Origin of the sequence: Pseudofrankia coriaricola, assembly GCF_001854805.1 — a bacterium.
Taxonomy (GTDB): Bacteria; Actinomycetota; Actinomycetes; order Frankiales; family Frankiaceae; genus Pseudofrankia.
On the sequence record NZ_MBLO01000091.1, the window covers coordinates 25,776 to 37,994 of the forward strand.

Here is a 12,219-nt window from a genome sequence, read left to right on the forward strand (position 1 = left end):
GCTCCACCGCCTGTGACGTCGCCCCGGGTGCTGTGTGACGGCTTAGCGCCCCGCCTTTCCGCGGGAGACGCGGGGCGGTGGCATGCGCCAGCGGCGCGGGACCAGCGAGCGCTGCACCGCATACGCGCGGACCTTCACCCGCGAGTCCGGGTAGCGTTCCTGGACCGCCTTGCTGACCTTGCGGGCCAGGAAGAAGCCGTCGATGACCACGGCGGCGATGCCGAGGATCATCACGTAGACGGCGACCAGCCGCACGTAGCCGTTCGGCACGATCCCGCCGACGAAGTAGACGACGATCGCGAACAGGAACAGCGAGCCGGCGTTGATCCGGCTGTCCACGACGTCGCGGGCCAGCACCCGCTCCGGCACGCGCTCCCGCGCGGGCATCTTCGACAGGTCGCCGGAACGCAGTGCGGCCCGCTGCTCGGCCATCGCGCGGCGACGCTCGCCGCGGTCGCGCTGGCGCCCATCCTTGGTGTTCGCCGAGGGGCTGAAGGCGCCGACCGTCGAGCGGGCCGCGCGCGCCTGCGAACGCTTCGGCGTCGGCCGGCCCTTCTTGGCCGTCATCCGCGCTTCCGTCGTGGGGGCGAGCTCGTCCACGTCGACCGTCGCGCCGGAGTCCTCCGGCTCGGCGTCGCGCGACCGCTTTCTGAGGCCGATCGTGGCCATTACGGGAGAGTCAACATCTGGTCGAGGGCCTTTCGGGCATATGTGGCCACGTCCGGCGCGACCGTGATCCGGTTGACCGGCTCGCCGCGGACGAGGGACTCCAGCGCCCACACGAGGTGTGGCATGTCGATGCGGTTCATTGTGGAACAGAAACACACGGTGCGGTCCAGGAAGACGATGTTCTTGTCGGGGTGGCGGTTCGCGAGCCGCTGTACGAGGTTGAGCTCGGTGCCGATCGCGAACGACGAACCGGCCGGGGCCGCGTCCACCACCTTGATGATGTACTCCGTCGATCCGACCAGGTCGGCGGCGGTCACCACCTCGCGCTTGCACTCGGGGTGTACCAGGACAGTTACCCCGGGAACCCGCGCTCGCACCTCGTCGACGCAGTTCCGGCTGAACCGGCCGTGCACCGAGCAGTGGCCCCGCCAGAGGATCATCTTCGCGTCCCGCAGCTGGGCGGGGGTGAGCCCACCGTTCGGGCGGTGCGGGTCGTAGACGACGCAGTCGGCCTCGGTCATCCCCAGCTCGCCGATCGCGGTGTTGCGGCCCAGGTGCTGGTCGGGCAGGAACAGCGCACGCTGCCCGCCGCGCTCCGGGCCGAACGCCCAGTCGAGCGCGCGCCGAGCGTTCGAGGACGTGCAGACAGTGCCGTCGTGGCGGCCGGTAAACGCCTTGATCGCGGCCGAGGAGTTCATGTAGGTCACCGGCACCGTGCCCTCGGCCGCGCCCGCGTCGAGCAGGTCGTCCCAGGCCTGCTCGACCTGTTCGGCGGTGGCCATGTCGGCCATCGAGCAGCCCGCGGCCAGGTCCGGGAGGATCACTCCCTGGTGCGGCGCGGTCAGGATGTCGGCGCTCTCGGCCATGAAGTGCACGCCGCAGAACACGATGTGCTCGGCCTCGGGCCGGGCCGCGGCCTGCTGGGCGAGCCTGAACGAGTCACCGGTGACGTCCGCGAAGGCGATCACGTCGTCGCGTTGGTAGTGGTGCCCGAGGACGAAGACCTTCTCGCCCAGCGCGGCCTTGGCCGCGGCGGCCCGCTCGGCCAGCGCGGGATCGGCGGCCGGGGGCAGCTCGCCTGGGCACTCGACGCCGCGCTCGCTGCCGGCGTCCGTCCCGTGGCCGAGCAGCAGGAGGGCCAGCGGTGACGGGGTTACGCCTATGCGTTCCAGGGTCGGGTTGGTCGTCATGGCAGGCCCCCTTGGGTGGCGCGCTGTGTGCGAGGACGGCTCCACCGGTCGGCCCCGGCCGACCTGGGACGCTCCGCACGGCTCCGATGGCTCGGGACCGCGGGCGACGCCGGGCTGGCTCTGGTGATCGGTGGGTAGGTCGGTCGACATATGGTCGAAGAGACTCTAACTCATTAATGGTCGACGAGACACTAACTGCGGCCCGTGGGCCATGTGTGGTTTGTCCGAGCGTCGCTGACCGGTCACCCTCCCGACAGCTCCGGCCGTCCGGGCGATCGCCGGGGGGCTCTTGGCGGAGGGGCCTGAGCGCCTGGGCCGAGTCACCCGAGTTTGCCGAGGGCTGCCGGAGTTCCCAGGGCTCGTCGGGGTTCCCAGAACTCGTCGGGGTTCCTGGAGGGCCCTGCCGGATCCGGGGTTCCTGCCCGATTCGGGGTTCCTGCCGGATTGGCGGAGCCTGCGGAGCCAATCTGGGAGGTCCGGAAGCCGATCGGGGAGGTCTGGGAGCCGATCTGGGAGGTCAGCGATCGGGGAGGTCTGGGAGGCGATCCCGGAAGTTCGTGATGGGCCGGGCCGCCCACACCGGGGCGCCCGTTCGGTGGAGTAGGGGCGTTCGACCTGAGTGAGAGATGGGTCACTGGGGGAACGCGAACGGGCCGTCTGGCTGGGAATGCCTGCCCCGCCGGCACTGGCGCCGCGTGCCCGCGGCCCAGGGAGCGCGCTGGGGAAAGGGCCGGCGTCATGGCCGGCCCACCGGCCGGTAGCTACGATGGGAAGCGGAACCGGGCCGAGGTTGTTAGCGCTGACGACATGACACCAGTGACACGGTGTGCGTCGAGACGGCGTGCGTCACCTCGGCTGAACCACGCGGCGGCAGCGGTGCCGTCGTGGCACCGACTGGGCCGCGTGGAGGGCGCCGGCGCGGCTCGGGTCGCGCGGATCCCCGCGGCGCACCCTGTAGGCACCTTCCGAAAGGGCAGGAGCAGCCCCTATGACCGTCCAGGACACGACGACGGACACCCAGACCCGGCCTAGCCAGGTCATCCTCACCGACCTGGCCGCGAGCAAGGTGAAGTCCCTGCTCGAGCAGGAAGGCCGCGACGACCTGGCACTGCGCATCGCCGTGCAGCCCGGCGGCTGTTCCGGTATGCGCTACCAGCTGTTCTTCGACGAGCGTCAGCTCGACGGCGACACCGTCCTCGATTTTTCCGGTGTCAAGGTCACGGTTGACCGGATGAGCTCCCCGTACCTGGGTGGCGCCACCATCGACTTCGTCGACACCATCGAGAAGCAGGGCTTCACGATCGACAACCCCAACGCCCAGGGCTCCTGCGCCTGCGGCGACTCCTTCCACTAGATCGACTCGGCGCCCACGGGCGCGCCGTTGGCTGATCGTCCGAGAGCCTGGTGTGACGGGATGAATCCCGTCACACCAGGCTCTCGGTTTGTCGAGTCCCGGCCGCGCTCGTGGGGCGATACTGATGGTGATCAGGGGGCAAGCTAACATTGGGCATCGTGCGTATTGCCGTCACCGGGTCCATCGCGACCGATCACCTCATGCGTTTCCCCGGGCGCTTCGCCGATCAGCTGATCGCCGAGCAGCTCGAGCGGGTGTCGCTGTCCTTCCTCGTCGACGAGCTGGTCATTCGGCGCGGTGGCGTCGCGGCCAACATCAGCTACGGGCTGGGCCGGCTCGGCCTGCACCCGGTCCTGGTCGGCGCGGTCGGTGAGGACTTCGCCGACTACCGCTCCTGGCTCGACCGGCACGGCGTCGACACGGCGTCGGTGCGGGTGAGTGATCTCGCGCACACCGCGCGCTTCGTCTGCACGACCGACGACGACCTGTGCCAGATCGCCTCCTTCTACCCGGGCGCCATGTCCGAGGCGCGCAACATCGAGCTCGCCCCGGTCGCCGACCGGTTCGGCGGCCTCGACCTCGTGATCATCAGCCCGAACGACCCCGAGGCGATGCGGCGGCACACCGACGAGTGCCGCGAGCGTGCCTACCCGTTCGCCGCCGACCCGTCCCAGCAGCTCGCCCGGATGGACGGCGAGGACGTCCGCCGGCTCGTCGACGGCGCCGCCTACCTGTTCTGCAACGAGTACGAGAAGGCCCTGCTGGAGCAGAAGACCGGCTGGTCGGACGCCGACGTGCTCGCCCGGGTCGATACCCGGATCACCACGCTGGGTGCCAATGGAGTGCGCATCGAGCGCGCCGCGGACGGCATCCCGATCCAGGTACCGGTGGTTCCGGCACGCGACACTCCGGACCCGACCGGCGTCGGCGACGCGTTCCGCGCTGGCTTCTTCGCCGGGCGCTCCTGGCACCTGTCGCTGGAGCGCTCCGCGCAGCTTGGCTGCCTCCTGGCGACATTGGTGCTCGAGACCATCGGGCCACAGGACTACGAGGCCGACGAGGCCGAACTGCTCAAGCGGCTCACCGAGGCCTACGGCGCCGAGGCGGCCACCGAGATCAAGGACTACCTCCCGCGGTCCTGAGTTCCATGAGGCCGTGGAGTTCTGAGGCTTGAGGGTTCCGCGGGTCCTCAGGCTTTGAGGTTCTGACGTCCACGGACGCGGCGTGGCGGCGGTGACCGAATCGGGTTCACCGCCGCCCGCCACGCCCGCGGCGCTGCTGACCGTCGGCTGACGCCACCTTCCAGCTTCAGTGCGTCCGGCGGATGAGGTACGCCTGGCCGGTGGGCAGATCGCGGGTGCCGAGAAGCTGCTGGCCGCGCAGGCGGCACCAGGCGGCCACGTCGGCGGCGGCGGCCGGGTCGTCGGCCAGCAGCTCGACCGTGCCGTCGACCGGCACCTCGCCGATTCGTCTGGCCAGGTCGATGATCGGCAGCGGGCAGAGCCGACCCAGCGCATCCACCACGACGTCCGGGGCGTCCAGCGCCGGGTCAGGATCCGCGTCGCTCATGCCCGCTGCCCGCCCTCCTCCGCCTTCCCGGCGTCTCGGTCTTCGGCGTCCTCGGCCACTTGCCTTCCTGGCGTCTTCGGCCACTTGCGCCCTTCCGGCTGTCTTCGGGCGTCTGTGCCGCGGACATCATCGCCGTTACAGGCCCACCGCGCCGGCTCGCTCGCGGATCGCGGCGACGGCGCCCGGCAGGACATCCAGCAGGGCCGTGAGGTCGGCGGCGGTGGAGTCGCGGCCGAGTGAGACCCGCACGTTGCCATGCGACAGGGCGCCCATCGCCACGAGCACGTGGCTCGGCGTCAGTGAGTCCGACGTGCAGCTCGACCCGCTGCTGACCGCGATCCCCGCCCGGTCCAGCTCGCCGAGCAGCGCCTCGCCCGCGACGTACAGGCAGGAGAAAGCGACCAGGTTCGGCAGCCGGCCGGCTGGGTCCGGATCGCCGAGCAGCTCGACGTCGTCGACCAGCGCCGGCAGCCGGGCGCGCAGCTGGGCGGTGAGCGCTCCCAGCCGTTCGCGTTCGGCGGCGAGCTCGCCGGCCCTCGCGTGCAGCGCCGCCGCGGCCGCCACGATCGCCGGCAGGTTCGGGAAACCGGCGGCCCGGCCCGCCTCGCGCTCGTCGGCCGGCATCGGGTTCGTCCAGCGGGTGCCGGCCCGCACCACCAGGATCCCGACACCCGCCGGCCCGCCGAACTTGTGCGCGCTCGCCGTCAGCAGGTCGGCGCCCAGCGCGGTGACGTCCACCGGGATGCGCCCGACGGTCATCGCGGCGTCCGTGTGCAAGGGCACCCTGTCCACCGAACTTCTGTCTACCGAACTTCTGTCCACCGAACTTCTGTCCGCAGACCCTCCTGCGCCCGCCGGGCCGCTGGCGTCCCTGGAACCGGCGGCCGTGTGCAACGCCTCGGCCACCTCCGCCACCGGCTGGATGGTGCCGACCTCGTGGTTGGCGTGCTGCACCGAGACGAGCGCGGTGCCAGGCGGGGGCACGCAGCTCGCCGGGTCCACCCGGCCGTGACGGTCCACATCCAGGGTGCGAGTGCGCCCGCCGGCCCGTTCGTGGCGCTCGGCCGCGTGCAGCACGCTCGAGTGCTCGACCGCGCTGACCAGCACCAGGTCGCCGGCGCGTCTGCGCGCCGCCGCCGTGCCCAGCACGGCCAGGTGGGCGGCCGTCGCGCCGCTGGAACAGAAGGAGACCTCGTCGGCCCGCGCTCCGAGGACCCCGGCGACGGTCTCGCGCGCCGCGTCCAGCAGCATGCGGGCGCGGCGGCCCTCCCGGTAGAGCCGGGCCGGGTCGGCCCAGCCGTCGTCGAGGGCCGCCAGCAGCGCCGCGCGGCCGGCCGGGTGCAGCGGGGTCGTCGACGCGTGGTCAAGATAGGCCGGCACACCCCGACGCTACGACCTTCCCGACGGGGCCAGGCCGCGGGCGTCAATCGGGCCAGGCCGGAGACGCTGATCGGGCCAGGCCCGCGTCGTCGGCTGGGTCACATTAGTGGTCCTGCTGGGCCCCCTGGCGGGGGCTGAGGCCCCGGTTTGGCGACTGATCGTAAATGATCGTTACGCTGTGTTTTCTTCCGCCGGATCGATTCGTGTGAAGCCCGGCGTGGGAGGGCCTCTGGCGAGAACCGTGACGTCGGCTGGGATACGCTCCCGTCGCAGCATCTACAGCGTGTCGAAGACCGTGCGCCGGCCCAGGTGACCCACCCTTGCGTGTCCCGGGCCGACGTAGTCGTGGGAGGCAGGACCTGGTGAGGAGTTCCTTCGGTCGGATCCGGCCGGCGCGCGCGGACGCGGGTGAGGCGGGCGCTGCGCGCCCGCCCGCGCGGCTCGGGGCTGAGGCCGAGTCCTATGACGATGGCATGGCCTCGTCCGGGGTCGGAGGAGGTGGCTGGCAGACCTCCCAGATCGGCGTCGCCGATCCGGCAGGGACCCCGGGCGCCGCGCCGATGCTCCGGGAGGCCGCCGACGGCGCGGGCGAGTCAGCCCTCGAGGGTGGCGGTCGCGACGCCGGTATAGCCCGTAGCAGTCATCGCCGCGGGCGCGTCGGCCGCGTGACGCGGCTCGGCGCTGGCCTCGCCGTGCTCGCGCTGACCGCGACCGCCTGCGGCGTGCCGAACTTCGGGTTCCCGGACGGGGTGACCAACCAGACCCCCCGCATTCTGAACCTGTGGAAGGGCTCGGCCATCGCCGCGCTCGCCGTCGGTGTGCTGGTCTGGGGGCTGATCTTCTACGCGATCATCGCGTTCCGGAAGCGGTCGGACGTCCTGCCTCGCCAGGTCCGGTACAACCTCCCCGTCGAGGTGCTGTACACGATCGTGCCGCTGGTGGTCGTCGCCGGGCTGTTCTACTACACCGCCCGGGACGAGACCAAGATTGACAAGGTCTCGGCCAACCCGGACGTCACGGTGAACGTGGTGGGCTTCCGCTGGAACTGGCAGTTCCGTTACACGGACACCGGCCAGAACGGCGGTAACGTCGTCGAGGTGACCGGCCAGCCCGGCCAGCCGGCCGTGCTGGTGCTGCCCGAGGGCCGCTCCGTGAAGTTCGTGCTGACCTCGCCGGACGTCATCCACTCGTTCTGGGTGCCGGAGTTCCTGTTCAAGCGGGACGTCGTGCCGGGCCGGATCAACACGTTCGAGGTCACGCCGACCGAAACCGGCACGTTCATCGGCCGCTGCGCCGAGCTGTGTGGCGCGGACCACGACAAGATGAACTTCTACGTCAACGTCGTCCCCGCCGACCAGTACGACAAGTTCATCGCGGAGCAGGAGGCGGCGAGCGCCACGGCCGTCGGCGCTCCCGCGCTCACCACTGCCGGCAGCGGCACGACCTCCGGGAGCGGACAGTGACGCTTGTGCACGAGCCGCCGGTCGGGCACGCTGGCCCGCCGGCCGACGAGGCGCCGCCCAAGGCGGTGAACAGCCTCCTGGGCTACCTGCGGACGACGTCCCACAAGGACATCGCCCTCATGTACTTCCTGACCTCGTTCGCGTTCTTCGCCTTCGCCGGCATCCTGGCCATGTTCATGCGGGCCGAGCTCGCCCGGCCGGGCCTGCAGTTCCTCTCGAACGAGCAGTACAACCAGCTGTTCACGATCCACGGCACGCTGATGCTGCTGATGTTCGCGACGCCGCTGGCCTTCGCGTTCGCGAACTACCTGATCCCGCTGCAGATCGGCTCGCCGGACGTCGCGTTCCCGCGGCTGAACGCGCTGTCGTACTGGCTGTTCCTGTTCGGCAGCCTGACGGTGGTCGCCGGCTTCCTGACGCCGGACGGCGCCGCGGCCTTCGGCTGGTTCGCCTACGCGCCGCTGAACAGCGCCACCTACTCGCCCGGCGTCGGCGGTGACCTGTGGGTGCTCGGTCTGGCGACCTCCGGTATGGGCACCATCCTCGGCGGCGTCAACATGATCACCACGATTCTGTGCCTGCGGGCGCCCGGGATGACGATGTTCCGGATGCCGATCTTCTGCTGGAACTTCCTGGTGACGTCGATCCTGGTGCTGGTCGCCTTCCCGCCGCTGGCGGCGGCGCTGCTGGCGCTGGAGGCCGACCGCCGGTTCGGCGCCCACATCTTCGACGCGGCGAACGGCGGCGCGATCCTGTGGCAGCACCTGTTCTGGTTCTTCGGGCATCCCGAGGTCTACATCATCGCCCTGCCGTTCTTCGGGATCATCACCGAGGTGCTGCCGGTCTTCTCCCGAAAGCCGCTGTTCGGCTACAAGGGCCTGGTCTTCGCAACCATCGGCATCGGCGCGCTGTCGATCTCGGTGTGGGCGCACCACATGTTCGTCACCGGCGCGGTGTTGCTGCCGTTCTTCGCCTTCCTGTCGTTCCTGATCGCGGTGCCCACCGGGGTCAAGTTCTTCAACTGGATCGGCACGATGTGGCGCGGCTCGCTCACCTTCGAGACGCCGATGCTGTTCGCCCTCGGCTTCCTGGTGACGTTCCTGTTCGGCGGTCTGACCGGTGTGCTGCTCGCCAGCCCGCCGATCGACTTCCACGTCTCCGACAGCTACTTCGTCGTCGCCCACTTCCACTACGTGGTGTTCGGGTCGGTCGTGTTCGCCGCCTACTCCGGCGTCTACTTCTGGTTCCCGAAGGTGACCGGTCGGCTGATGGACGAGCGCCTCGGGAAGATTCACTTCTGGACGCTGTTCTTCGGCTTCCACCTGACCTTCCTGGTGCAGCACTGGCTGGGCATCAAGGGCATGCCGCGCCGGTACGCCGACTATGGCCCGAACGACGGCTTCACCACGCTGAACACCGTCTCGACGGCGGGCGCGTTCCTCCTGGCGCTGTCGACCCTGCCGTTCATGTACAACCTGTGGCATTCGTACAAGAAAGGCCGGATCGTCAAGGTCGACGACCCGTGGGGCTTCGGCAACTCGCTGGAATGGGCCACGTCCTGCCCGCCGCCGCGGCACAACTTCCTGTCGCTGCCGCGGATTCGCTCCGAGCGTCCCGCCTTCGACCTGCACCACCCGTCGTACGCCCCGGGCGGGGCGATCGAGCACCGCGCCACTCCGGAACTGACCAGCTAAGGCGGCCGTGGGATGAGGGTAGAAGGGTACGTCTTCAGCATCGTCGGCGCCTTCGCGGTGATCGTCGACATCATCTACTGGATCTACTCGCACGACCCGACAGGCACCGCGGCGCTGGCCCTGACCGGGGGCATGGGCTTCCTGGTGGGCTTCTACCTGCTGTTCACCGGCCGCCGGATCGGGATGCGCCCGCAGGACCTTCCCGACGCGGAGGTGGCGGACGGCGCGGGCGAGCTCGGGCATTTCACCCCGGGCAGCTACTACCCGTTCTTCATCGCCGCCAGCGCCACCGTCGGCGTCGCCGGCCTGATCTTCGGTATCTGGCTCGCCCTGATCGGCGCCCTGATGACCGTGTTCTTCGTGACCTGCCTGGTCTTCGAGAACTTCTGGCACCCCCCGGTCCCCGAGGACTAGCGAGACCCTGACACCGGGTACGGCAAAGGCCTGGCGGTAGAACACGGAACTCCGTGTTCTACCGCCAGGCCTTTGTGCTGCCGCGCGCGACGTCCCGAACCGGGCCGCGCCGGGTGGCGTGGCCGCGCTGGCCAGCTGGTGACGTCAGTTGTGGAGCCGGCGGGCGGCGGCGACCACCTCGTCGAAGATCCCCTCGCGCAGTGCCGCGCCCTCGCGGCGGACCTCCGCCGGGTCGAGGACAAGCAGCCGGTCGAGCCGGACCTCGCTCGGCCGGCCCTCGCGGTCCCAGCCGCCGGTGCCGACGTCCATCCAGTGACGGCCGTGGCGCGCTTCCTGCTCGGCGTCCCGGTCGTGGTCCTTGCTGGTGAGCATGAGGCCGAGAAGCCGGCTGCCACGGGTGCCGATCAGCAGCACGGGACGGTCCTTGCCCTGGCTCGGGTCGTCCTCGAAGGGCACCCATGCCCATACGACCTCGCCCGGGTCAGGGCGCCCGTCGCGCCTGGGCTCGTAGACGATCTGGTCCCGCACGTCGTCGATCATGATGCTGAGCCTAGTGGAGGCCGGCGGGCTTCCGCCCGGCTGGCTGGCGCCTTCGAGGAGGCCCGACGCGCGTCCCGGCTGGCGGTGGCCGGGGCGGAGATCGGCGGGTCCGCCCGGCGCGTGTCCGGCGCGTGCTCGTCCGAGCAGCCCGGAGCACGGATGGGCCACGCGGTCCCGTGAGCCACGTCGCCCCGCCGGGCCGGGGCCATCTATGCCTGCCCGGGCCGGCGGGACGCGTGAGCGGGAACTAGGCGGCGGCGGCCTGGCTGGCGGCGGCCCAGCGCTCCAGGAGGGCGGCGGCCGTGCCGGAGTCGACGGCGGCGGCGGCGCGCTCGAGCTGCGCGCGGATCTGCTCGGTCACGGGCCGCTCGGTAGGGCCGTCGGCCGCGACGATCGCGGCGGCGGCGGCGAGCAGCACCGCGTCGCGCACCGGGCTCGGCTTGCCGGCGAGCACCGCGCGGGTGATCCCGGCGTTGAACGGCGCGTCCGCGCCGCGCAGCGCCTCGAGATCCGGCACGTCGATGCCGACGTCGCGCGGGTCGAAGCGCTCCGTGCGCAGCTCACCGTCACCGCCGGTCACCCAGATCGTCGACGTCGCGGACGGGGAGAGCTCGTCCAGTCCGTCGTCGCCGCGGAACACCAGCGCCCGGGTGCCCCGGTCCGCGAGCACCCGCGCCATCACCGGCGCGAGCCGGGCGTCGGCGACGCCGAGCGACTGCGCGCCGGGCCTGGCCGGGTTCGTCAGCGGCCCGAGAATGTTGAACGCCGTCGGCACCCCCAGCTCGGCGCGCACCGCCCCCACGTGGCGCATAGCCGGGTGGAACGCCCTCGCGAAGCAGAAGGCGATCCCCGCCTCGGCGAGCGTCGACGCGACCCCCGCCGGCGACAGCTCGATGACGACACCGAGCTCCTCGAGCAGGTCGGCCGAGCCGCACGACGACGACGACGCCCGGTTGCCGTGCTTGACGACCGGGATGCCGGCGGCGGCGACGACGATCGCCGCCATCGTCGACAGGTTGACGGTGTGCGACCGGTCCCCGCCGGTGCCGCAGGTGTCGACGGCGGCGGCGAGCAACGAGGCATCGGCGTGCACGGGCAGGGCGAAGTCGAGCATCGAGGCGACCATGCCGCCGATCTCGGCCGCGGTCTCGCCCTTGGCGCGCAGCGCGGTGAGGAACGCGGCGACCCGAGCGGGGCTCGCCGCCCCGGACATGATCTGGTTCATCGCCCAGCCGGCCTGCTCCGCCGCGAGGTCCTCGCGGGACAGCAGCGCGTGCAGCAGGTCGGGCCAGGTCTGCTCGGCCGGCGCCCGCGCCGGAGCCGAGGCCGTCACGGCTCGGACGTTCCGTGCGCGGCGTAGGTGACCGGCCGGCGGACAGGCGCGCCGGAGACTCGGGCCCGCAGCAGGCCGACGACGGCGGCCGTCAGCTCGTCCGGGTCGACCGGGTGAGTCACCACCGCATCGGCCAGCGACCATGTCGCGAGCCACCGGTCGTCCTGACGTGCCACCAGCAGGATCGTGGGCGGGCAGTCGGTGACCTCGTTCTTCAGCTGGCGGGACAGGCCCATCCCGCCCTCAGGGGTGGCCTCCGCGTCCAGGACGCAGAGGTCGGCCTCGCCGTGGTCGACGGCGGCCACCAGATCGCGGCCGTGGGTCACGTCGACGAACTCGATCTCGCCGAGCTGCTGATCGGGGAGGGTGCCGATGGCCGCCTTGACGCGCTCGCGCACGTCAGCCCGGTCGGCGTACACCAGGACTGTGCTCATGTCCTGCGCGGCCTTTCGCTCCGAGGTACCGCCGCGGTAGGCGGCGGGGCGGCGCCCCGTCCGTCGCGGCCGGCCGAGGGCGCCGGCCGGGCCGGCATGCCAGCCCGGCCGCTCGCCGCGCCTGCCGGTGCCCGCCGACACCCGCGACGCCAACGGCGCTGGCTTGGGCGTGGTGAACA

At 71.3% G+C, this 12,219-nt stretch carries 12 protein-coding genes; 5 read left to right on the plus strand and 7 right to left on the minus strand.

Going from position 1 to position 12,219, the window contains the following annotated elements:
- Window positions 1-42: 42 nt before the first annotated feature.
- Window positions 43-669 carry a DUF3043 domain-containing protein gene (locus BCD48_RS15015; protein ID WP_071048985.1) on the minus strand — a complete coding sequence of 209 codons (627 nt, stop codon included), beginning with the start codon at window positions 667-669 and terminating at the stop codon, window positions 43-45.
- Complete coding sequence (gene nadA / locus BCD48_RS15020) at window positions 669-1,859, minus strand: quinolinate synthase NadA (protein WP_071048986.1); 1,191 nt, start codon at window positions 1,857-1,859, stop codon at window positions 669-671. The genes BCD48_RS15015 and nadA overlap by 1 nt, the downstream gene beginning before the upstream one ends.
- Before the next feature lie 988 nt (window positions 1,860-2,847).
- Here nadA and erpA point away from each other — a divergent pair.
- The gene (gene erpA / locus BCD48_RS15025; protein WP_071048987.1) at window positions 2,848-3,213 is read left to right on the plus strand and encodes an iron-sulfur cluster insertion protein ErpA; all 366 of its coding nucleotides are present in this window, start codon (window positions 2,848-2,850) and stop codon (window positions 3,211-3,213) included.
- A gap of 158 nt (window positions 3,214-3,371) precedes the next feature.
- Entirely contained in the window at window positions 3,372-4,355 is a 984-nt protein-coding gene (locus BCD48_RS15030) for a carbohydrate kinase family protein (RefSeq protein WP_071049012.1), read from the plus strand.
- 166 nt (window positions 4,356-4,521) lie between these two features.
- Here BCD48_RS15030 and BCD48_RS15035 read toward each other — a convergent pair whose 3' ends face one another.
- Window positions 4,522-4,782, minus strand: coding sequence for a sulfurtransferase TusA family protein (locus BCD48_RS15035; RefSeq protein ID WP_071048988.1), 261 nt, complete (start codon window positions 4,780-4,782; stop codon window positions 4,522-4,524).
- Window positions 4,783-4,917: 135 nt separating this feature from the next.
- On the minus strand, window positions 4,918-6,162 hold the full coding sequence (locus BCD48_RS15040) for a cysteine desulfurase family protein (RefSeq protein WP_071048989.1): 1,245 nt from the start codon (window positions 6,160-6,162) through the stop codon (window positions 4,918-4,920).
- Window positions 6,163-6,524: 362 nt separating this feature from the next.
- Between BCD48_RS15040 and ctaC the strand changes: the two genes are divergently transcribed.
- From ctaC to BCD48_RS15055, 3 genes are read left to right on the plus strand one after another with little or no spacing between them, the layout of a single operon-like run.
- Window positions 6,525-7,625 carry an aa3-type cytochrome oxidase subunit II gene (gene ctaC / locus BCD48_RS15045; protein ID WP_241841740.1) on the plus strand — a complete coding sequence of 367 codons (1,101 nt, stop codon included), beginning with the start codon at window positions 6,525-6,527 and terminating at the stop codon, window positions 7,623-7,625.
- Window positions 7,622-9,319 (plus strand): aa3-type cytochrome oxidase subunit I, encoded by a 1,698-nt coding sequence (gene ctaD / locus BCD48_RS15050; protein WP_071048990.1) that lies wholly within the window; start codon window positions 7,622-7,624, stop codon window positions 9,317-9,319. The genes ctaC and ctaD overlap by 4 nt, the downstream gene beginning before the upstream one ends.
- A gap of 12 nt (window positions 9,320-9,331) precedes the next feature.
- On the plus strand, window positions 9,332-9,733 hold the full coding sequence (locus tag BCD48_RS15055; protein WP_071048991.1) for a cytochrome c oxidase subunit 4: 402 nt from the start codon (window positions 9,332-9,334) through the stop codon (window positions 9,731-9,733).
- Window positions 9,734-9,877: 144 nt separating this feature from the next.
- Here BCD48_RS15055 and BCD48_RS15060 read toward each other — a convergent pair whose 3' ends face one another.
- From BCD48_RS15060 to BCD48_RS15070, 3 genes are all read right to left on the minus strand, one after another.
- Window positions 9,878-10,273 (minus strand): type II toxin-antitoxin system PemK/MazF family toxin, encoded by a 396-nt coding sequence (locus tag BCD48_RS15060; RefSeq protein WP_071048992.1) that lies wholly within the window; start codon window positions 10,271-10,273, stop codon window positions 9,878-9,880.
- A gap of 247 nt (window positions 10,274-10,520) precedes the next feature.
- A complete protein-coding gene (trpD, locus tag BCD48_RS15065) occupies window positions 10,521-11,606 on the minus strand; it encodes an anthranilate phosphoribosyltransferase (protein ID WP_071048993.1) in 1,086 nt (361 codons plus the stop codon).
- Window positions 11,603-12,040, minus strand: a complete 438-nt coding sequence (locus BCD48_RS15070) for a response regulator transcription factor (RefSeq protein ID WP_071049014.1) — start codon at window positions 12,038-12,040, stop codon at window positions 11,603-11,605. Before BCD48_RS15070 ends, trpD begins: the two co-directional genes overlap by 4 nt.
- Between the last annotated feature and the right edge of the window lie 179 nt (window positions 12,041-12,219).